Genomic DNA, 19,983 nt, shown 5'->3' with positions numbered 1-19,983 from the left:
TACTCGTATCGGGCTTCGAATGCTCAGACTTTGGGAGCTAAACCGGGGGGCCAAACAGAATGGACCAAACCTCCTTTACGGATTTTGCTTTTCGTAAATCCCGGCCAATATCGACCCAGACGTGGAAGTTCAGGTACACCGGATTGAAAGATTCGACCGGTTTGGTCAGGCCGTATACCGGGGGTTCGTCCTCTTCCTGGAACGTACCGAAAATTCGGTCCCAGATGATGAGCGACGAGCCGAAATTTTTGTCGAGATACCGGTCGTTGCTGCCATGATGGACCCGGTGGTGAGAGGGCGTAACGAAGAAAAACTCAAACCAGCGCGGCAATTTGTAGATCATTTCCGTGTGTATCCAGAACTGATACAGCAGGTCAATCTGATAGCAGGTCAGGATAACCACCGGATTAATGCCCGTTAGCCAGGCCGGAATGAAGAACACCAGCTTGAGGTGTTGCGTCCACGAATTGCGGAAAGCCGTCGTGAAATTAAGGTGTTCGGACGAGTGATGCGTCACGTGTGTTGCCCACCAGACCCTTTGTTTGTGGGCAATAAAGTGCGCAAAATAATTGCAGAAATCGATCAGCGCATAGGCTATCAGCCACGTCCACCACTGCGTTTCGATGCGCCAGGGAATGATTCGGTAAAAAAACAATGCCATTCCAAAAACACCGGTTTTAAGAATGGCATTGATGAGCAAACTGCCCGCGCCAATTCCGACCGACGACCAGAAATCCCGGCTTTGGTACCGGTGTTCTTCATCGTGACGGGTCAGCCAAAATTCCAGAAGTACGGAGCCCAACACCACCGGGGCGGCATAGGCAGTCAAGGGGAGTAATTCCCGCTCCAGCTGTTGCAAATCCATTAGTTCGTTGTTTACTGTTCGGACTAATGACATTCATCGACAGCTTTCCCCCTACTTCTCTTTTAAAAAAATGAACAATTCACAATGAACAATGAAAGCTGATCCACTACCAGTTCAGGATGAACTGTTCATTCTTCACTGTATTAAAGCTGTGCGGTTTCGGATGAAGCGGCCGGAAGTAAGCCCTGAACTGCTTTCGATTCGTCCGTTTCCATGACTTCTTTAAACCGATGCAGGTCTTTTTCGATCAGTTGCGTAAACGTTGAATTGAATAGTTTCATAACCGCATTGCCCAAATGTCCGACGGGCGGGCGGTATTGAATCGTCGCGTGAATCTGCGTACCAAAACCGTCCGGCGAATCCGAAAACTGAACTTCGCCGGCGTTATCGATCCGGGCGTTTTCCACCGACTTCCAGACCAGTCGCTCGTTCGGAACCTCGTGAATGATCTGCGCGTCCCACTCCACCGCGCCAATGGCTTCGGCTACGGCACCGTCCGAAAGCTGGGCAATCCAGTGCGAGTGCGTCGAATCGAGTTGACGGACTTCCTTCAGATGTGACATAAACCGGGGCAGGTTTTCCAGTTGACGCCAGTACTGATACACTTCATTCCGGGGTTTATACACAATTTGACTAACCGAAATTTCGATCGGTTTGATGGCCGTCGTTTCGCCGTCCGCCGTATTGCGCCCGATGGCCTCGCTGATGGGACAGTTGCCCGACATGCCCCGATACGTCAGATAACTCCCCACTGCAGCAATCAACATACCGCCAATGGAAGCTCTTTTCAGGCCGTACGTCAGCAGCAGCCCTCCGCCAACGGTCGACCAAACCCGCTCTTCTTCTCCTACATTAATACGGCTCGAGCCGCTGATTTCCGGTTCCAGCTGTCCGATTCCGGGTTTGTCCCAAACCGGTGTGTTCTTAGTTGTCATGACTCTTTTTGCGTTAATTCCTGTACCGGTAAACCGCCGTTTCAGACAGATGTTTGGAAATATGAGGTAGCGGAACAACAATTCAGAAACGAAGAATAGCGCTTACGACCTTTGATTATTGCGATTAAATGATTAATTATGATTTCTTATTGATTTTTAATCGGTTTAATGAGTCTGTTAAGACTGTGTAACTAACTACTTGAACATGGGAAAAGGAGATGTTAAAACCAGGCGCGGTAAAATCTGGCGCGGTTCCTACGGCGTAAAACGTCCAAAATTGAAAGATCAACAAGGGAAAGTCGAGAAGGTTGTCAAAGAATAAACCGCTCTTTCCATAAAAAAGCCCCGCATTTCCTCTGGCGGGGCTTTTTTATGGTATGTCTTTTGTGGATTACCTGTAATACATCTTTCTTGTATGGCAAAACACAAATCCACCAGGCAACGATCCGTTCAACGGCCGTTTACCACCCAGCATTCCGAACAACCGGTTTCCGCAACGGGAAAACCCATTCAGTCAAACCCTAAGTCGGCAGAACGGCCGGGGTATACAATGTATTTGTGGCTCGGACTGGCATTGCTGGCGATTTTTGTCATTTATGCACTGGGCTTTAAGAATGACTTCGTCGATTGGGACGATTCGGAATATGTATTTGGCAATCCGTACGTTCTCGAACCCACTGCTGCCCACGTTCAAACCCTCCTGAAGTCGGTAGTCGCCTTGAATTTCCATCCGCTCACGATGGCATCGCTGGCGGCCAATTCAGCTTTTTTTGGCCCCGGAGCCACGTCGTTCATTGTTACCAATACGCTCCTCCATCTGCTCAATACGGTTCTGGTTTTCTTCTTTGCTTATCAGTTAAGCCATCGAAACCAGTGGGTGGGGCTTTTTGTCGCTGCACTTTGGGGCTTGCATCCGATGCACGTCGAATCAGTCATCTGGGTTTCGGAGCGCAAGGACGTGCTCTATACTTTTTTCTTTTTGTCTGCTTGCCTGACCTACCTGCGGTATCGAAAAACCGGTGCATTCAGCTGGTTGACTGTCACCTTTCTATTGTTTATTTTATCCTGCCTGTCAAAAGCAATGGCGGTTGTGCTGCCCTTTGTTTTGCTGCTGATCGACTACTGGGAAACCGGGAATCAGGACGTTAAAAACCTGTTGAAGCCTGCGGTGCTGCTCCCCAAATTACCTTTTCTACTGGTAGCGGTTCTGGTTGGACTGGTGGCGACCAATGTTCAGGCTGGCGGTGATTTTCACGGCTGGCTGGCTCGGATTGCGGAGAAAAAAGACGCCGTTGGACAGGAACCATTTGCCGCGCGCTGGTTCGTTTACGGGAGTTACGGTTTTATGATGTACCTGGTCAAACTCGTGGCTCCGTTCCGTCTGGCCGCTTTTTATCCCTACCCCGAAAACGTCAAAAATATCGAGCCGCAACACTGGCTGGGGCCGATTGTCTTCCTGCTGGTGACCGGTTTTGCCGTCTGGCAATTCGTTACCGCCAAAACCGAACGGCAACGGCTTCTGGTTTTTGGCATGGGCTTTTTCCTGATTACCATTTTACTGGTATTGCAGTTTATGACCGTCGGGGCTGCTATCATGGCCGACCGATATAGCTACCTCTCCTACTTTGGGCTGATCTTCCTGATTGTGTATGGTTTATACCTGCTGACCGGTCAGTCAGCCTCCGCGCTTCGGCTGTCAACTATGGGCCTGAGCGGTTTTGCGGTTTTGTGTTTTTACCTGACCGCCCGACAGGTTAGAGTCTGGAAAAACACCGAAACACTCTGGCTGAACGCCCTGCAATTCTATCCCGAAAACGACCAGATGCACGAAGGGCTGGGCGATTATTACGGAAAAAATAACCGCATCGACGAGGCCATGCAGCAGTTTCAGGCGGCTGTTCAGAACGGCAGCAGCCGCTATCACTGTTTCGAAGGACTGGGGAATGCGTACGGTTTGAAGAATGATTTTCCGAAAGCACTGGAAATGTATGATCAGGCCATCCGAATGGATTCGACCAAAAGCGATGTTTACTACAACCGCGGGCTGACCTACAACAAAGTTAACCGGTTTCCGGAAGCGCTTCGGGATTTTAACCGGGCGTTGCAACTCGTTCCCGGAAAGGACACCACCGTCTTGCCCGCCCGGGGTTTCACGTACCTGCAACTCAAACAATACAAGGAATCGCTGGCGGATTACGACCGGTTTCTGCGCGTAAAACCCAACGATCCAACCGCGTTGCACAACCGGGGCGTCGACCGGTTTTACCTCGGCGACCGCGCCGGAGCCCTTGCCGACATCCGCCGGGCTGTTGCGCTGAAGCCGGATTACGAAGAAGCGAAGAACAACCTGCGGCAACTGGAACAGGCCCAATAGTCTTTTTTTGGTATCTTTACTTACCAACACGATTCAACGAGCGATGGAAACGATTGATGTGCCGAATAAGGCAAAAAAGCAATTACCGAAACATGCCGGCCTTTCGATGAGCAAAACCGACTTGATCATTCCCGATATCAAGGCGGTTTCGGTTTACACTTCTCCCAAAAATGGAACCATATGCACCGACGACGACCTGATTCAAGCCGCCCCCGTTTTGCCCGACATGGCGTTTTCGGTTGCCGAAGTATTCAAAAATCTGAACGCTTGATTTTATTATCTATATGGGCAAATTTCACGACGCCATCAAATCTCCGCACCGGGTTTTTATCAAAAAACAGCATATATTCTTCGTTAGCACGGCTCCGCTACGTGCAGAAGGTCGGGTCAATTTATCGCCCAAAGGGCTGGACTGCTTCCGGGTGCTGTCCGAAAACCGGGTGGGCTACATGGACCTGATCAGCAGCGGTAATGAAACCTCTGCGCACACGCTGGAAAACGGTCGCATCACGTTCATGTTTTGCTCTTTTGCAGGTGCTCCACTCATTTTACGGTTATACGGAAAAGGGCGTACGGTTTTGCCGGGAACGGAAGATTGGACAACATTTGCTCCCCACTTCACAATTTATCCGAGTACCCGTCAACTCATTATTGCCGAAATTGATCTGGTTCAGACCTCCTGCGGTTTTGGTGTTCCGCTGTTTGAATACACCGGTGAGCGCGACATTCACTTCGATTGGGCCGAAAAAAAGGGCGAAGAAGGACTACAGGATTACATCGTCGAGAAAAACCTGACGAGTCTCGATGGGTTACCCACCGATCTGGGTTTGCGCAAAGAGAATAGCCTATCTCACTAAGACCACCGCTCCTCTTTTTTGCAGCCGCACGCCATCCGGCTTTGCCATATCCAGCAAATAAGAATACGTTCCGGGCGGCAGAGACTGGTCCCTCTGGCGGCCATCCCAACCCGTAATGGCATCGTCCGTCCGAAAAACAACCTCTCCCCACCGGTTGTAAACCGTCAGTTGGGCCGTACCGGAAAGTAACCCCTGAAGCTGGAACCGGTCGTTGATGCCGTCGGCGTTGGGGCTGAAAGCGTCGGGCATGAACACCGTAGAATCCGGCACCGGTGTCGGGTCAAGCGGTTTTTGGGGGTCAAAACACACATCGGATATGGGAGCCGTTTGCAGGCAGGTGTCGGCCAGAACCAGGCGGAAGCAAATCGCCTGCGTGGTATCGGCTTCGACGGCAATGGTCGACGTTAGGGCGTCCGAATAAGGCGATGTTCGCACGTAAGTGCCCCCCGGTGGCCGCTGTTCAATCCAGAAGCGATTCCCGCCGGGATTTCGAATCGTCAGGTCAATGGAATTGGCGCTGACCGCGCGGAGTCGGTCGATGGAAGGAGCGATTGGTTGGGTATTCGGCTTGAAAGTCACCCGCGTCGTACCGCCACAGTATCCGTACAGATGCACGCCTTTTACTTCAATCTGGCGCTGGCTGTCATCGGGAAACGTATGAACGCCCACCGGGTTTTTTCCGTCCAGTTGTTCGTAAGTACCATCTCCCCAGGTTACCGTGTAGAAATCATATTGATAGTCAGAGGCTTTGGGTATTTTAAGCAGAACGCGGGTCAGGCAAGGCTCCAGCACAATTTGGGGCTGAATCGTGTCGTAAACCTGAATGACGACACAAGCCCGAAGCTGGCGATTATCCTGTTCCGAAAATTGAAGGATCCGGAATAAGCCCGGTTTCTGGTAGATATGAACCGAATCAGACGTAAAATCAGCGTCTTTTACGGCTCCTCCCTGATAATCATAGACGTAACGAACATTTTTAACATTCGTTAAACTACTGGCCGCCTTGATTTTCAGCGGAAGACAGCCCACACTGATGTTAACCTGGAAAGACCCGGTAAACTGCGTGGACGTCAGATTACACAGATCCTGACCCCAACCGGTCAGCGATAGGAAAATAAGAAAGGTTACGCATGAAATCCCGGAAAAATGCTTTACGGCTTTTGCGAGATTCATCGATCAGGAGGTTACATTAAGTCAACTTCACGGATTGACCGGATTTTGCCGCCCGGTAAATCGCTTCCACAATCCGAATATCGCGCAATCCTTCTTCGCCGGGAGCAATCAAGGGTTTGTTGTTCATGATCGCATTGGCATCGTCGTCCATTTGCATAGCCTGTTGCCGGGGTACGTCATACGGATGCTGAATTTTGACTCCGCCCGTCGCTTCGCCGTTCTGACCATTGTAGGCCGAATACGGTTCCATTTTCAGAAACCCTTTTTCGCCCGTGACGTGGAGAAAATTCATGTTCATGCCAAAGCTGGTTTGTACAGCCGCCCGTGCCCCGCTCGGAAACACCAATTGGGCCATCGTCGTCTCGTCCAAACCGTCCTTGTATACATCCGGCCGGGTGGTATATTGCTGGGCCGTCAGCGAAATGGGTTCTTCGCCGGTTGCCAGCCGTGCGCCCTGCAACACGTAAACGCCCATGTCGTACATTACGCCCCCACCCAGTTCTTTTTTCTGCTTCCAGTGATTCGTCCGCGCGTCGTAATACCCCGCTGAACAGCTCACCATTTTGATTTTTCCAATTCTGCCTTCCCGCAAAAACTTGATATACTCCTGCGTATTGGGCTCATGCTTAAGCCGATAGCCAACGGCCAGCAGCCGCTTGTTCTGCTTACAGGCATCGATCATCGCCTGGCATTCTTTCTCCGTGATGGCCATCGGTTTTTCCACCCAGACATGTTTGCCGGCCTTGGCCGCCCGCACCACATACTCACGGTGCATCGACGGCGGCAACACCACGTAGACGACGTCAATGTCCGGATTATTGGCAATTTTGTCGAAATTCCCGTAGTTGTACACATTCTTTTCGGGAATGTTGTACTTCTTCATCCAGGTTTCGGCTTTGGCGGGCGTGCCGGTGACGATTCCGGCCAGATAACAATTCTTGGTCAGCTGCAAGGCCGGAGCCACCAAATCCGTGCTGTAATAGCCCAGCCCAACCAGCGCAACGCCCAGCCGCTCTTTTTTCTGTGACTGAGCAATCGCCAACGGCGAAAAAGCCAGCGAAGACGCGATCAAACCGGATTGTTGCAGAAAATAACGTCGAGAACCCATAATCGTTGTAAATGAACAATTAACAATGAAAAATGAACGTGATCGTCAGCCTTTCATTATTAATTGTTCATTATTAATTGTTAATTCGTTTACTCGTCGTAACTCAGATTGTATTGCTTCAACACATCGGCGGGAACGCCTTCCCACTGGTTGGGCGTGTTCCCGACGTAGCCGAGGTCTTTGATGCCCATCTGGCTGGTGAAAAAACCGGTTGCAACCAGTCCGCGCATCGAATTGAAAAACGCCACGCCTTGCGACATTTCCGGTTTTGCTTTTCCCGGGTAGGCGATTTCGTCGATGATTTCGATTTGCTGGGCTTTTAGGCAATCGGCAAATTTCTTGTCGAACCGCTTCATGCATACATTGTCGAGCCACCGCAAACCACCGCGGATTGGCGTCTGCCACTGGGGTTGGTCTTTCATCATGAACTCGATGAATGCCGGGGTTCCGGCCTGTGAAGCGCTGCCGGATTTGGCATCGGCCGGAATGATGATGTCGCCCAGAATCGTGACGGTTTTCAGCTCGTGGGGAGTAAAAAACTTGTCCGCATTCAGTTTGGCGTCCCGTTCTGCTTCAAACTTCTGCCGACCACCCGGAACTTTCAACGGTTTGACATCGGGCGGGGTAATCGACTCGGCAGCGGCAATCTGCGGGTTCATCCCGGCAAATCCAAGGCTACTCAAGGTTATGGCTTTGAGAGAATCTCTGCGTTTCATGGTCTAAGATTTTCTCCGCTTACCTCTTATTTTCTCTGCTTAACTCTGCGAAACAGCTTTAAAAATTGTTTCGCAGAGTTGAGCGGAGAAAAAGGAGTTAAGCAGAGGTTTAGATATTCTTCTGTTTTACCTGATCGATGATGTAGTCGGAAGTCCGCCAGGAGTTGGCCAGGATCGTCCAGGTAACGTTTTTATCGCCTTGCGACGGGAAAGCCGCGGCATCCACGATGAACAGGTTTTTCACGTCGTGTGCCTGTGAATATTTGTTCAGCACCGAGTTTTTCGGGTCGTTACCCATCCGCGCCGTTCCAATTTCGTGGATAATTTTACCGGGGGCTTCCAGACCGTAGTTGCTTTCCGGACCCGGTTTTTTACCCAGCGGAATACCGCCCATCGCGTGGATGATTTCCTCGAACGTATCCTGCATGTGCTTCGCCTGTTTGATTTCGGCGTCGGCCCATTTGTAGTTGAAACGCAGGGTTGGAATCCCGTATTTATCAACCGTGTTCGGGTCAATTTCGCAGTAGTTGCTTTCCAGCGGAACGGGTTCACCACGACCGGCCATCCCGATGTTCGCCCCGTAGAACCGGCGGAAGTCGTCTTTCAGGCTGGCACCGTAGCCACCCGCTTCTTTCGGTTTGCCATCGCGACCCGGCACGAGGCTGTTACGCCCTTCCATCCCGAAACCAAACCCGTACATCGGCATTCCCATACCGCCACCGTATTCGATGTGGTAACCGCGTGGGAAATCCAGTTTTTTATTATCGAGCCACCAGGGCGAGTATACGTGCGCACCGCCCACGCCGTCTTCGTTGTAGCGTTTGCGATCCATCAGCGCCGGAATAAACGCTCCGCGCGACGCACCCGTCGAATCGTTGAGGTATTTACCAACCACACCGCTGGAATTGGCCAGACCATTGGCAAAACGGGCCGACTTGGAATTGAGCAGCAATCGGGCGGTTTCGCAGGTACTGGCCGCCAGAACGACTACTTTGCCCATCACCGACTGTTCCGTCATGGTGGGGACATCAACGTAGGATACGCCGTTTGCCAGACCGGTTTTGGCATCGGTCAATACTTCCCGGCACATGGCACCGTTGATCAGCGTAACCCGACCGGTTTTTACGGCGGGAATACACAATACCGACGACGAAGAGAAGTCGGCATAAGCCTGACAGGCCCGGCCACACTGCGAACAGTAGAAACAACCGCCCCGATCATGAATGGGCTTGGTCAGGATCGACAGACGCGACGGGATAACCGGTACGCCAATGCTCTTCCCGGCCTTCTTGATCATCATTTCGTGAAGACGCATTTTCGGTGGCGGCAAAAACCGGCCATCCGGAGCGTCCCGCAGACCTTCCTTGGAGCCAAAAACCCCAATCAAATCGTCAACTTTGTCGTAATAAGGGGCAAAATCCTCATAGCCGAGTGGCCAGTCTTCCCCAATTCCCGTTAAGCTTCTCCGTTTGAAATCATCCGGACCCATCCGCAACGAAATACGGCCCCAGTGGTTTGTTCTGCCACCGAGCATCCGCGAACGGAACCAGTGAAACTCGGTGCCTTTTACGGCGGAATACGGTTCACCTTCAATTTCCCAACCACCCCAGGCAGCATCGAAATCACCAAACGCGCGGGTTGTTCCGGCACCACGACGGGGCGATTCATACGGCCATTTCAGCTGGTTAATATACTTAGGGTCAGCCGGATCAAAATAGCCACCAGCTTCCAGCAGGGCAACTGTGGCTCCCGCTTTAGAAAGTTGGTAAGCGGCCATCCCGCCCCCGGCTCCTGAGCCAACAATGACAACGTCGTAAACTTTCGCTGCCTTTTTTATTTGTGGAACATCCATTGAATTTTGGTTTAGTGAGTAGGTCACTGTAATGTTTACGTAAATAAGCTGCTAAAAGTAATACTGAATGGGTTAAATATCCATTTTTTTAACCGAAAAGCAAATAATCTCTTTAGTAATTACTTCTAAGCCAATGAGGAAGACTACGGAAGCTGTTCGTTTTTTTTCTGAAGTAATCGCTTTTCAGCCTCGGATGTGGTCAGTCGAATGGCCTGCGTATAGTGTTGACGGGCCTGGTCGCTGTTCCGGATCTGCGTATATAGGTCGCCCAGAATGGCGTGATAGTATTGATTCCCGTCCAGCCCGGTGATTTTCAAAACCGCTTCGAGTGCTTTTGACGGACCGTCAACTTCGGCCAGCGCCACCGCCCGATTCAACGCAACGATCGAAGTGGGTTTCCGCTCAAAAAGCAAATCGTAATACCAGAGAATGTCGGCCCAACTGGTCGCTTCGTACGATGGCGCGATGCAATGCTGCATTGCAATGAGGGCTTCGAGGTGATATTCCGTCAATGCGTTGCCTTCCGACGATTTTACCAGCTCCTGTTTTCCCTGCGCAATCAACGGCCGATTCCATTTGGTCCGGTCCTGATCTTTCACCAAAATGATTTCGCCGTTGGTATCCGTACGGGCGTCGAAACGGGCTACCTGAAAACACATCAGTGCCAGCAAGGCGTGAACGGACGGTTTTCCAGTCTGGTCGTTTTGCGTTAGCAACAATGCCAATCGCATGGCCTCCTCGCACAAATCCTGCCGGATCAGCGTGTTGGGGTGCGACGAATTGTAGCCTTCGTTGAACAGCAGGTAAATGCTTTTTAAAACCGCATTCAACCGGATGGGTAACCGTGGCCCCGTTGGCACTTCCAGCCGAATGTCGCCCGCGCGAATCTTTTCTTTAGCCCGGTAAATCCGTTTGCTGGTGGTTTCTTCACTGGTCAGAAAGGCGTTGGCAATTTCCCGCACATTCAGGCCGCACAGAATTTTCAGGCACATTGCCACCTGCGACTCAAACGGCAGCGACGGATGACAGCAGGCAAACAACATGCGTAACTGACTGTCTTTGATTTCATCTTCGAAAAAAAACCGCTCTACCCGTTCTTCTTCCTGACCCTCCAGAAGGAACTCGCCACTGATTTGCCGAAAGAGCTTTTCGCGCCTAACCACATCCAGCGCCTTGTTTTTGGCAACCCGGTAGAGCCAGGCCGACGGATTTTCCGGTATACCCTGAAACGGCCAGCTCCGCAGGGCCTGCACCATCGCATCCTGCACAATGTCCTCCGCCAGTTCGATCCGGTCGAAACCCAGCATCGACGCCAGTACGGAAACCATACGGCCCGCTTCGTGCCGGAAAAGATGCGCAACAAGTTGACTGGAATCGGATTGGGACACGGAATTTACGGGTCATCCAGCCCGCCGTAGGGTTCAAAAGTTCCGCCGGGCTTTCTGCCGAAATCTACGCGAGGCCGGGCGGTTTTGCAAGGAATCGGTCCCGCAGTTTGAAAACCGCGCAAGCAGTTACCGTTCAATTTTCACGTCAAACGTAAACGTAGCAGTTCCGGCGGTTTTATTGACTTGTCCCTGCGTAAACCGGATCAGGCCTTTTTTGCCCTGTTGGGTTCTGAACGACCATAAATACTGCGTCTGCGGGGTAGAAGTCGTCAGATTGGTCAATGGCTGCACCAGCTCCGTTTTTTCATCGGCTCCCGCATCGAACGTCCAGGTCCTGCGTAAATCTGCCGCCGTGCTGAACGTATTCCAGTCACCGGCCGGGATGGTGGTATATCGCAAAAATGTACTGGCGAAAAACGGCCATTTCTGCTGATCGATCAGGGGCCAGATGGTGTAGGCTCCGCACGAAACGCCACAGTTTTTAACGGCGCGCGGACCCGCAAACCAGGGTCCTGAATAATAATCGAAAATCACATCGATGTCGAAGGCAACCGAAGCTCCATCGGCAAATTTGTAGAGCGTGCCATTGTCCAGGTCCAGCAAATTGCGGGTTTGCGGGTCGTTCGACTGCCCTTCTTTCAGATCCAGCTTGAGACCGGAAAAAACCGCGACGTCCGGGCTGGCCGGAAATTCCTTTTGCGCCAACAACGACGAACGGGTCAGCCGTTCGTCGCCCGTAATTCCAACATCGAAAATGCATTGCCCCAATTCCGGCTGACGGGTGACTCCAGCGGCCTGGCAAACCGTTTCGGCCCATTTTAATTTCTCGGGATCGACCACCGGAAAGGTTTTGGGAAACGCCCGATCCTGGTACGAATCCGTATTTTTACCGGCATCGTACACAAACAACGAGCTTTGGCTGGTAATCCGCCAGCTATCGGCAAAAGTGGTGTGGATAATCGGAAAGGTGTAAGTAACGAGGGTACCGTTCGCCAGCTTCAGGTCATTTTTGGGATCTTCATCGTAATTGCCCATCAAACCGCTCACGTTTCCTTTGCGGCTGGTGTTCAACGAGATCGCGTAATCCAGGTAGGGCGTATTCCAGTAAATCGTAACGCCTTCGCCCTGCGCATTGGTAAACACCAGCTTTTCGTTTGCGACCAGCTGAAGCCGGTTTCCCGTCGCCAGCGACACCTGCGCCAGGGAAGCAAGTGCGGTTTCTTTTTGATTGACGAACAGGCGCGGGGCCGCCAATGCCGCCGGATTCACCAGAAAACAGATTTCATCGGCTCCCAGACGGGCGGCCACCCCGGTCGTAACCGTGGCTCCGTTGGTCTTGTAGGCATCTTCCTGCCGCGATTGCACCTCAAGGTTTTCGCCTTTGGTGGCAATAAATTCACCCACGGTTTGAAAGGGATAACTGAAACCGTCGTGCGTCCGGACGTGAGGATCGCCCATTGCCCGGCCCAATGCAGCGGCTGCGGCCGCTCCTTTGTCCCCCAATCGGTCAAAAATACCGTTGAACGCATCCGAAAGATCGCGCGGCCCGCGGTTGGTGCGGCCGGCCTGGGCGGCTTGCCGGGCGGCTTCTTCCCGGGCTGCGCGCTCGGCGGGTGTTTCCCCGCGCGAATCGCGTTGAACCGGGGCGGCCGTGGTGGGCATTTGAAGTTCGGGCGCGTTGTTCTTCATCCGGTATTCGGGTAACGAGCCCGATTGCGGGGGTGCACTGTTGACGTAGCCGTTATGATACGTGGTGGCTCCATTCCCGTTTTGCCCCAGAACCTGGGCCTGGGCCGGGGCTGCCAGCAATGCCGCCAGCATTTCCCCCAGATCAACACCCGACGGTTTCCGGTGCAGTTTGGCGATCGTTGTCGCTTCGTTCGCCAGAATACCCCAGATGGCATTGTCGGTTAAGTTGTTCTTCATACTGCCGAAGCTGGCCACTTTTGTCAGGCGGCTCACCATGAAATCGGTCATCGTCGCAGCCGCTTTCACCTCGGCGGTTTTGGCCGCGATGTCGGCGTTAGCGGTTTGAATGGCGGCATCAATGGCATCAAAACCGGTGGTTTGAAACGCCAGGTATTTCCCCGCCATAAAACCGGCCACCTGCTTGTCCGCGTACACGTCGAACCGGAAATCGAGAATGGCAACACCCTTGTTTTTACTGGCCGCTTCGGTACATTCAATGAGGAGCTGGTGGTACCGGATTTCGACCGGGCCGGTGGAAGACGGTTCGGTCGGATCGCTTCCTTTCTGCTTACAGCCCTGAGGAAGCAGCAACAGGCCGACCAGCAAAGTCGCCGGGATTGACCGCAATCCGCCTAATCGCTTCACATATTGATTCATTTTCGGGCGGTTTTAAGGAGTCTTGAGGAATTGATCACTGGTCAGGGTTGTATAATCCTTTGTACCAAACGGGCGGTATTGAAAATTACCGATCAGGGTTTTCCCGTTCAGAAAAACCCCGTAAAACTGCACGTCGTGGGAGGCATCCCAGAACGATTTTTCAATCCATAGCCCAACGCCTGACGCGGCATAGGATTCGGCCCGACCAGTGTGATACGTGGTGCCGGGTTTATAGAATACCCATCCCGGTTTATCGAAATCGAAGGATAAAATTAAACTTCCCTTCCAATTCGTTTGGGGCAGTTTTGGACCTTCTTTCAACAAAATTTCGTCTTCAATTTTGTTGAACTGCCGGATCGTCCAGGCACTGTGATTCAGGTTCTTATAACTCACCATCTGATTTCCGTCCTGAATTTTAAACGTGGTCTGAATCCCGTTGGTGTTGAACGTAATGGTCACTTCATCGTTGGCGTACTTCCATTTGCCGGTGTAGGTGCCGCTGATGTCCTGCCAGTAAAAATCGCTTCCCTGGTCAAAATGGAGCGAAAACACCCGGCTGATCGTTTCGCCCGGATACGAAATCAAACCGTACCAATACGTACCCATGACCGGATTTTCCGGTTTGGGATCGTCTCCTTTTTGCTGGCAGGACAACACGGCCAGTACCAGTCCCAAAACCATCCACAATGCGGTCTTCATGGCCGGTTTGTCAATCAATGGTTGAAAACTCCCCATCGGTAATGGTCACCGTCGTTGGCCCGGCGGTTCCGGTGCCCAGCGCATATTCCAGGTTCAGCGTACCGCTAAACGTTCCGGACACGCGTGTATCACTGGCCTGGGTGACTTTGACGGTCAGGCTACTGCCGGGCGCTTTGGTGCTGAGGTAATTGCCGTTCACAGAGCCATCGCTCAACGATAAGGCCGCCACACTGTTGTTGGCGTTCTGTGGCAAAATGGTGTAGGTGCCGGGGCTTGTGGTGCCGTAAATATTGACCGTCAGGTTATCTTTGCCCGAGTCGCCACTGAAAGAAATAATGCCCTGAGTGGCAATTCCGGGCACTTTTCCCGCAACACCCGAAATTTTGCCGGTGGCTGCCCAGGTTTTGCCGTTGATTTTCATTCGAAGAAACGCCTGCGCGGATGACTCGGGCTCGTCGGTTGTACGGCCACCGCAGCCTGCTCCCGAATTGATCACAAAAACGGCCAGCAGCAAGTAAAAGGACAGGATTTTTCTCATGGTTTTGTTCGTGAAAGGTGAAGTGTTGCGGTTTTGTCATACCGGGGCTCGGCACTGCTCGAACCAATTGAACCGGTTTCGGTGGTGTACGTAAGTTTGACTGGAAACCGGCTCCAGAATTTCGAGATGAAGGTTCTTATGCACACCATCGGGGTCCCGAAACTCGCCCGCCCAGTTTCCGGCGAGCCGTTTGGCGGTTTTATCTTCGCTGTAGGCCCACGGCCGCTCGGCCAGATCCTGTTGGTAACTGAGGTAAAACCGGCATTCATAAACACCCCAGCTAATGCCCGCCAGCATGAACAGCAACAGCAGTATTTTTAGGCCCTTTGTCATTGATACGTTTCAGGTTGAAGTCGCTCAGCGTGATTTCTCCGACCTCAAAAACCCGGCTCAGCCTTTCAAACCGTATTTTTCAATCAGGGGCTGCCGTTTTTCGGGAAATCCCTTCATCCCGAATTTTTCGGCCAGTTGCCGGTGTTTGATCCGCATTTCGGGAGAATCCATCGACAGCCCTTTCGCCTGGGCTTCTTTCGGGAGTGTGTGGAACGACGCTTCCAGGTACTCTTCAAACGGTTGCTGAAAATACATGTCGATGGCGCGGGCGATCTGATCGGTCGCATTCCAGAACGTATGGACGATACCCCTGGGCCGCAGATGCCAGCCACCGGCCTGAACCTGAAACACCTCCTCGCCCACGAGTACACTGACGGTGCCCTCCAGCACAAACATCAGTTCGTCAAGGGCTTCGTGGAGGTGGGGAGCCGGCCCCATTACGTTCGGGCCTACCACAAATTCGACGCACGAAAACTGGCCATTGGTCTGGTGGTGCCGCACCCGGGTTCGGATGTCGATTCCGCGTGAACCGGGCAACAAAGGCTCAGTGGCCGGCGGTAAATAAAACGGCAGCAGGTCCCCAATCCGGGTTCCTGCGACTACCGGTTGCGGGAGCGAAAACAAACTGGCTGCGACGGTCCCGGCAAGAAAATCTCGGCGTTCCATATGATTTTTACTTATTTACCTGCCTGATTACTGGCGTACCGCAACGCCCTGCTAATCCGCTGACCGACCGGTACAAGCGCAGGGAATAGAATCTGGTTCATGACGGTTACCCATTTGTTGCAATCGATGACTAAAAGTCACCGCACTGACAGAGAAAATCCAATCGGATGAAGGAACGGTTTTAGCGCCTGAGGGAACGGTTCGGCCAGCCGTTGACAACGTAGAATTCCGGGCGTACCTTGTGGCCGAAAGCCTTCTCCCTGCTCATGCGCATTCTCCTTGTGTGTATCGGTCTGTTGATGAATCTGTTGCCGATTCGAGGTGCGGGGCAAACCGGCGGGTCATTTGTGGTCGAAACCATCGGGTTGCGGCAGGGTCTGCCAACGTCGGATATTCATACGATTTTTCGCGATTCCAGCGGTTTTCTCTGGCTCGGCACCGACATCGGTCTGGTGCGCTATGACGGCTACGGTTTTGAAACCATTAGTGTGTCGGCGGAAGGCCGCTGGCTGGGGCTGGTCAATACCATTGTCGAGGATCGGAACGGCCGGTTGTGGGTGGGTACCGAAGATGGGTTATTTCTGGTTCGGCACGGAACCGCCCACGCAATCCGCAGTCTGCAAACCGGCCACTATGTGCGCATGAACAGCTTACTGTTCGATCAGCAGCAAAACCTCTGGTGTGCGACGGCCAGTGGGGTTTATCAACTTACGGCACCAGATTTACAGACGGTGAGCGTTCAACCCACCGCCAACATCCGGCCGGTTGCGTTGCCGGGATACGAAAAAATGGTTCCGAATCGTTCCCACCGGCGCGTTTTTTCGCTGGCCTTTGACGAACAGCAGCGGTTATACATCGGCGGGAAATACGACCTCCTGCGGTATACACCCGGTTTGCCGCTGGAACGAATCTGGCAAAGTCCGGGACCCAAGGTGGAGATTCAGTCCCTCGCCGTCCGTTCCGCCGACGATCTGCTGTTTACCGCCCAGAACCTGTTTTGCGTCATCCGGCTGCGAAACGGAAAAGAGGAACGGCTCTTCCCGAACCAGGCTCCCGGTGATGTATTCTGGCAGCAGGGGCAGTTCTGGCACCTCGCCTACGGTATTTACCGGCAAACACCCGACGGGGCGGCCCCGGAACGGCTACTGGATTTGTACCAGAAAACCAGCGGCACTTTTTACAAAATGCTTTTGGACTTTGAAGGCATTTTCTGGATTGCCACCAACGAAGGCCTGCTCAAAATTCGACCGTCGCAGTTTGACCGGCTAAAACTCCCGAAGCTGGTCGGCGGCAATGAAATCACCGGATTCGGCCGCTATAATGGTCAATTGGTGATGGGGGCTCCCCACGGCCGGTTGTTCGTTCGGGACGGTGATCACCTTCGGAAACTTGGCAACGACCTGACTTCGATTGCGGGCATCAACGGAATTCGGCAGGATCGGCGCGGAACGCTCTGGTTAAGCACTACCTACCAGGGATTATTTTCAATGACTAACCGGCGTATTCGAAAATATACGCCCGCCGATGGACTTGGCGATGAGGGATTTAACGACATTTTTCCGGACCGATCCGGAAATCTGTGGGCTGTTGGCGATATCGGTATTACCCAGATTCTGCCCGATGCTGAGCCTACCCGCCCCTACCGCCTGCGGTTTTATGAACACGTGACCAATCGCTATAAATTCACGATTTTTTATACCGGCATTGAAACCCCCGACCACACGCTCTGGCTCGCCAGCGACTATGGTTTGGTATCGTTCCGGGCCGGGAAATTTCACAATCACCGCATCACCATTGGACCGGTAACGGTTCGATCCATTCGCAAAATTGCCCTCGACCGGCGCGGTAACGCCTGGCTGGCAACGGAAGGACAAGGTTTGTTATTCGGCCGTTTTCAGCAAAACCGCTTTCAACTCCTGCGTCAGTACACCACGCGCGACGGATTGCCTTCCAATACATTCAATGACGTCCTGATCGACCACAAAGGCCGGATCTGGGCGGGCGGTTCAACGGCCTTAAGCTGCCTGATCCCCGAAACGGCGGCTCCTCAAATCCGCAATTTTGATTATAGGGACGGTTTTTTCGGCGAATCCTTCCAGAATCCGCGATTGTTCGAATACCCGACCGACACGCTATGGATCAGCAGTTCAGAAGGACTCCTGCGGTTTTCGATGAAGCAACTCGAACGCCAACCGAAACCTCCTTCCGTATTAATTTCGCAAGTCCGGTTGCGGGAAGAAAAAGGAGATATTTTCCAGTATGCGGCCTCAAAAGACGTCCGAACCGGCCTGCCGGTTGGTTGCCAGTTACCCCCTTCCCGAAACGCGTTGACGTTTGCATTTGCCCTGCCCAGTTTAACCAATCCGTCGTTCAACCGCTACCGGTTTCGGCTCGACGGCAGCGGGGAAAGCTGGCGTACGAGTTCAGGAAATGATCGATCGGTAACCTATTCCGGTTTGAAACCCGGCTCGTATACCTTCCGGCTGGTGGGAGCGTCGGACAACGGCGCCTGGAGTCGACCCGTCACGTTTTCATTTGAAATTTTGCCGCCGTTCTGGCAACAGAGCTGGTTCATCGGTCTCGCCCTGTTGGGCCTGATTCTTAGTATCTGGGGATTTATCCGGTACCGGGAAAAGCAGATCAAAAAACGGGAGGTGGAAAAAAACCGCCTGGCGCAACTGATCGCCGAACTGGAAACCCGCGCCATTCGCGCCCAGATGAATCCGCATTTCATTTTCAACTGCCTCAATTCGATTCAGGAGTGCATTCTGGCCGATAATACCGAAACCGCTTACCGGTATTTGTCTAAATTTTCGCGTTTATTGCGGTTGGTGCTCGAAGAATCGGCCCGGAATTTTCATGCGCTCCAGCACGAACTGGACCTGATTCGGCTGTATCTCGAACTTGAATCCATGCGGTTCGATCAACCCCTCCATTATTCCATCGATGTTGATCCCGGCGTTGAAGCCTCCAACTCGCAAATTCCGTCGCTCCTGCTGCAACCGCTGGTCGAAAATGCAATCTGGCACGGACTTATCCACCAAACCGGTTCGCGTCAACTTCGATTATTCATCCAACAATCTGATAGTCAGACACTGACCTGCCTGATCGAAGACAATGGCGTTGGACGGCAGCGGGCGGCCGGCCTCTCGGCCCAGAAACTTGTCGCCCGAACCACTCGTGGACTGGCGCTCGTGACCGAACGCTTGCAACTGCTCGAACCGGCGGGTCACGGACACGGAACCCTGGAAATCGAAGACCTCGTCGATGCCGACGGGCAACCCGCCGGAACCCGTGTTCGCGTCCAATTGCCGATTATCACCCAGATTGCGGTCCGCTCCAATCCACTTTTTCCGCCCTCCCATGTATCGCGCCCTGGTCATTGACGACGAGCCCCGCGCCTGTCACGTGCTGGAAATTCTGGTGCAGAAATACCTGCCCGAAATCACCGATTTCCGAACCGCAAACAGTCCGCAACAAGGAATCACCCTGATTAAATCGTTCCACCCCCACCTTCTTTTTCTGGATGTGGAAATGCCGGTTCTGAACGGTTTTGATGTGCTGAATGCCGTCGACAGTTGGGATTTTGAAGTGATTTTCACGACGGCCTATCACCAGTTTGCCTTGCAGGCCATCAAAGTCAGTGCGCTGGATTACCTGCTCAAACCGATCGACATCGACGAACTCCGGATTGCGTTCGACAAGTTTCTGCGTCGTCAGCCGCAATCCATTTCGCCGGGTGTTCTGATCAGGAACCTGGTCCACAACCTCAAAACGCCGAATCCAAGCCAGCACAAATTACCAATCCCAACAACGGAAGGTGTTCATTTACTGACCATTGCGGATATTATCCGCTGTGAAGCCGACAACAACTATACCTTCTTTTACCTGACCAACAACCGCCGGTTTTGTGCGTCCAAAACGCTCAAGGAATTCGAGATCATGTTGAAAGAACACGATTTCGTGCGGGTGCATAAATCCCACCTCGTCAACATGTTGTTCGTTGAGAAAATCGATCGGGACGGAACCGTTCAGCTCACCAGCGGCTCGGCCATTCGGATGTCCCGCCGGGTCCGCCAGACGTTTTTCTCCAAACCCGGTTAACCTTTCTAGTCCTAATCGACCGCAAAAGC

The 19,983-nt window shown here is 52.7% G+C and carries 18 protein-coding genes; 6 read left to right on the top strand and 12 right to left on the bottom strand.

Features of this window, described 5'->3' with window-relative positions:
• Positions 1–37 precede the first annotated feature (37 nt).
• Entirely contained in the window at positions 38–865 is an 828-nt protein-coding gene (locus tag EHT25_RS02625) for a sterol desaturase family protein (RefSeq protein WP_124870228.1), read from the bottom strand.
• A 143-nt stretch (positions 866–1,008) separates the two neighbouring features.
• Positions 1,009–1,800 carry an SRPBCC family protein gene (locus EHT25_RS02620; RefSeq protein ID WP_124870225.1) on the bottom strand — a complete coding sequence of 264 codons (792 nt, stop codon included), beginning with the start codon at positions 1,798–1,800 and terminating at the stop codon, positions 1,009–1,011.
• A gap of 205 nt (positions 1,801–2,005) precedes the next feature.
• On the opposite strand from EHT25_RS02620, the gene EHT25_RS02615 reads away from it, so the two are divergent.
• The 4 genes from EHT25_RS02615 to EHT25_RS02600 all read left to right on the top strand — a co-directional run bounded on the left by EHT25_RS02615 (position 2,006) and on the right by EHT25_RS02600 (position 5,031).
• Complete coding sequence (locus EHT25_RS02615) at positions 2,006–2,122, top strand: 30S ribosomal protein THX (protein ID WP_124870221.1); 117 nt, start codon at positions 2,006–2,008, stop codon at positions 2,120–2,122.
• A gap of 93 nt (positions 2,123–2,215) precedes the next feature.
• Positions 2,216–4,174, top strand: a complete 1,959-nt coding sequence (locus tag EHT25_RS02610; protein WP_124870218.1) for a tetratricopeptide repeat protein — start codon at positions 2,216–2,218, stop codon at positions 4,172–4,174.
• Positions 4,175–4,217: 43 nt separating this feature from the next.
• Entirely contained in the window at positions 4,218–4,445 is a 228-nt protein-coding gene (locus EHT25_RS02605; RefSeq protein ID WP_124870215.1) for a hypothetical protein, read from the top strand.
• 13 nt (positions 4,446–4,458) lie between these two features.
• A complete protein-coding gene (locus EHT25_RS02600) occupies positions 4,459–5,031 on the top strand; it encodes a pyridoxamine 5'-phosphate oxidase family protein (protein WP_124870212.1) in 573 nt (190 codons plus the stop codon).
• Here the strand turns inward: EHT25_RS02600 and EHT25_RS02595 are convergent.
• The 10 genes from EHT25_RS02595 to EHT25_RS02550 form a co-directional block, all read right to left on the bottom strand.
• Positions 5,020–6,204, bottom strand: a complete 1,185-nt coding sequence (locus EHT25_RS02595) for a T9SS type B sorting domain-containing protein (RefSeq protein WP_124870209.1) — start codon at positions 6,202–6,204, stop codon at positions 5,020–5,022. The genes EHT25_RS02600 and EHT25_RS02595 overlap by 12 nt on opposite strands.
• A gap of 16 nt (positions 6,205–6,220) precedes the next feature.
• On the bottom strand, positions 6,221–7,312 hold the full coding sequence (locus EHT25_RS02590) for a Gfo/Idh/MocA family protein (RefSeq protein WP_124870206.1): 1,092 nt from the start codon (positions 7,310–7,312) through the stop codon (positions 6,221–6,223).
• An 89-nt stretch (positions 7,313–7,401) separates the two neighbouring features.
• Positions 7,402–8,028: a gluconate 2-dehydrogenase subunit 3 family protein gene (locus tag EHT25_RS02585; RefSeq protein WP_124870203.1), complete on the bottom strand. Its 627-nt coding sequence runs from the start codon at positions 8,026–8,028 to the stop codon at positions 7,402–7,404.
• Positions 8,029–8,137: 109 nt separating this feature from the next.
• Entirely contained in the window at positions 8,138–9,880 is a 1,743-nt protein-coding gene (locus tag EHT25_RS02580) for a GMC oxidoreductase (RefSeq protein WP_124870200.1), read from the bottom strand.
• Positions 9,881–10,023: 143 nt separating this feature from the next.
• Entirely contained in the window at positions 10,024–11,268 is a 1,245-nt protein-coding gene (locus EHT25_RS02575; RefSeq protein ID WP_229311410.1) for an RNA polymerase sigma factor, read from the bottom strand.
• A 126-nt stretch (positions 11,269–11,394) separates the two neighbouring features.
• Entirely contained in the window at positions 11,395–13,614 is a 2,220-nt protein-coding gene (locus EHT25_RS02570) for a VWD domain-containing protein (protein ID WP_124870197.1), read from the bottom strand.
• Between the two features lie 12 nt (positions 13,615–13,626).
• Complete coding sequence (locus EHT25_RS02565) at positions 13,627–14,313, bottom strand: hypothetical protein (protein WP_124870194.1); 687 nt, start codon at positions 14,311–14,313, stop codon at positions 13,627–13,629.
• A gap of 10 nt (positions 14,314–14,323) precedes the next feature.
• Positions 14,324–14,851 carry a hypothetical protein gene (locus EHT25_RS02560; RefSeq protein WP_124870178.1) on the bottom strand — a complete coding sequence of 176 codons (528 nt, stop codon included), beginning with the start codon at positions 14,849–14,851 and terminating at the stop codon, positions 14,324–14,326.
• 36 nt (positions 14,852–14,887) lie between these two features.
• On the bottom strand, positions 14,888–15,184 hold the full coding sequence (locus tag EHT25_RS02555; protein ID WP_124870175.1) for a hypothetical protein: 297 nt from the start codon (positions 15,182–15,184) through the stop codon (positions 14,888–14,890).
• A 57-nt stretch (positions 15,185–15,241) separates the two neighbouring features.
• On the bottom strand, positions 15,242–15,850 hold the full coding sequence (locus tag EHT25_RS02550; RefSeq protein WP_124870172.1) for a cupin domain-containing protein: 609 nt from the start codon (positions 15,848–15,850) through the stop codon (positions 15,242–15,244).
• A gap of 266 nt (positions 15,851–16,116) precedes the next feature.
• Between EHT25_RS02550 and EHT25_RS02545 the strand changes: the two genes are divergently transcribed.
• The gene (locus EHT25_RS02545; protein ID WP_124870169.1) at positions 16,117–19,236 is read left to right on the top strand and encodes a sensor histidine kinase; all 3,120 of its coding nucleotides are present in this window, start codon (positions 16,117–16,119) and stop codon (positions 19,234–19,236) included.
• Positions 19,214–19,954 carry a LytR/AlgR family response regulator transcription factor gene (locus tag EHT25_RS02540; protein ID WP_185731261.1) on the top strand — a complete coding sequence of 247 codons (741 nt, stop codon included), beginning with the start codon at positions 19,214–19,216 and terminating at the stop codon, positions 19,952–19,954. Before EHT25_RS02545 ends, EHT25_RS02540 begins: the two co-directional genes overlap by 23 nt.
• The last annotated feature ends 29 nt before the right edge of the window (positions 19,955–19,983 follow it).

The organism is Larkinella rosea (genome assembly GCF_003858635.1).
Classification (GTDB): Bacteria; Bacteroidota; Bacteroidia; order Cytophagales; family Spirosomataceae; genus Larkinella; species Larkinella rosea.
This window is presented reverse-complemented; position numbering and strand designations above follow the sequence as displayed.

What these genes read in the sequence shown, in the direction of transcription:
- EHT25_RS02625 (WP_124870228.1), bottom strand. Translation starts at nt 865, where the DNA reads ATGGATTTGCAACAGCTGGAGCGGGAATTACTCCCCTTGACTGCCTAT.
- EHT25_RS02620 (WP_124870225.1), bottom strand. Translation starts at nt 1,800, where the DNA reads ATGACAACTAAGAACACACCGGTTTGGGACAAACCCGGAATCGGACAG.
- EHT25_RS02615 (WP_124870221.1), top strand. Translation starts at nt 2,006, where the DNA reads ATGGGAAAAGGAGATGTTAAAACCAGGCGCGGTAAAATCTGGCGCGGT.
- EHT25_RS02610 (WP_124870218.1), top strand. Translation starts at nt 2,216, where the DNA reads ATGGCAAAACACAAATCCACCAGGCAACGATCCGTTCAACGGCCGTTT.
- EHT25_RS02605 (WP_124870215.1), top strand. Translation starts at nt 4,218, where the DNA reads ATGGAAACGATTGATGTGCCGAATAAGGCAAAAAAGCAATTACCGAAA.
- EHT25_RS02600 (WP_124870212.1), top strand. Translation starts at nt 4,459, where the DNA reads ATGGGCAAATTTCACGACGCCATCAAATCTCCGCACCGGGTTTTTATC.
- EHT25_RS02595 (WP_124870209.1), bottom strand. Translation starts at nt 6,204, where the DNA reads ATGAATCTCGCAAAAGCCGTAAAGCATTTTTCCGGGATTTCATGCGTA.
- EHT25_RS02590 (WP_124870206.1), bottom strand. Translation starts at nt 7,312, where the DNA reads ATGGGTTCTCGACGTTATTTTCTGCAACAATCCGGTTTGATCGCGTCT.
- EHT25_RS02585 (WP_124870203.1), bottom strand. Translation starts at nt 8,028, where the DNA reads ATGAAACGCAGAGATTCTCTCAAAGCCATAACCTTGAGTAGCCTTGGA.
- EHT25_RS02580 (WP_124870200.1), bottom strand. Translation starts at nt 9,880, where the DNA reads ATGGATGTTCCACAAATAAAAAAGGCAGCGAAAGTTTACGACGTTGTC.
- EHT25_RS02570 (WP_124870197.1), bottom strand. Translation starts at nt 13,614, where the DNA reads ATGAATCAATATGTGAAGCGATTAGGCGGATTGCGGTCAATCCCGGCG.
- EHT25_RS02565 (WP_124870194.1), bottom strand. Translation starts at nt 14,313, where the DNA reads ATGAAGACCGCATTGTGGATGGTTTTGGGACTGGTACTGGCCGTGTTG.
- EHT25_RS02560 (WP_124870178.1), bottom strand. Translation starts at nt 14,851, where the DNA reads ATGAGAAAAATCCTGTCCTTTTACTTGCTGCTGGCCGTTTTTGTGATC.
- EHT25_RS02555 (WP_124870175.1), bottom strand. Translation starts at nt 15,184, where the DNA reads ATGACAAAGGGCCTAAAAATACTGCTGTTGCTGTTCATGCTGGCGGGC.
- EHT25_RS02550 (WP_124870172.1), bottom strand. Translation starts at nt 15,850, where the DNA reads ATGGAACGCCGAGATTTTCTTGCCGGGACCGTCGCAGCCAGTTTGTTT.
- EHT25_RS02545 (WP_124870169.1), top strand. Translation starts at nt 16,117, where the DNA reads ATGCGCATTCTCCTTGTGTGTATCGGTCTGTTGATGAATCTGTTGCCG.
- EHT25_RS02540 (WP_185731261.1), top strand. Translation starts at nt 19,214, where the DNA reads ATGTATCGCGCCCTGGTCATTGACGACGAGCCCCGCGCCTGTCACGTG.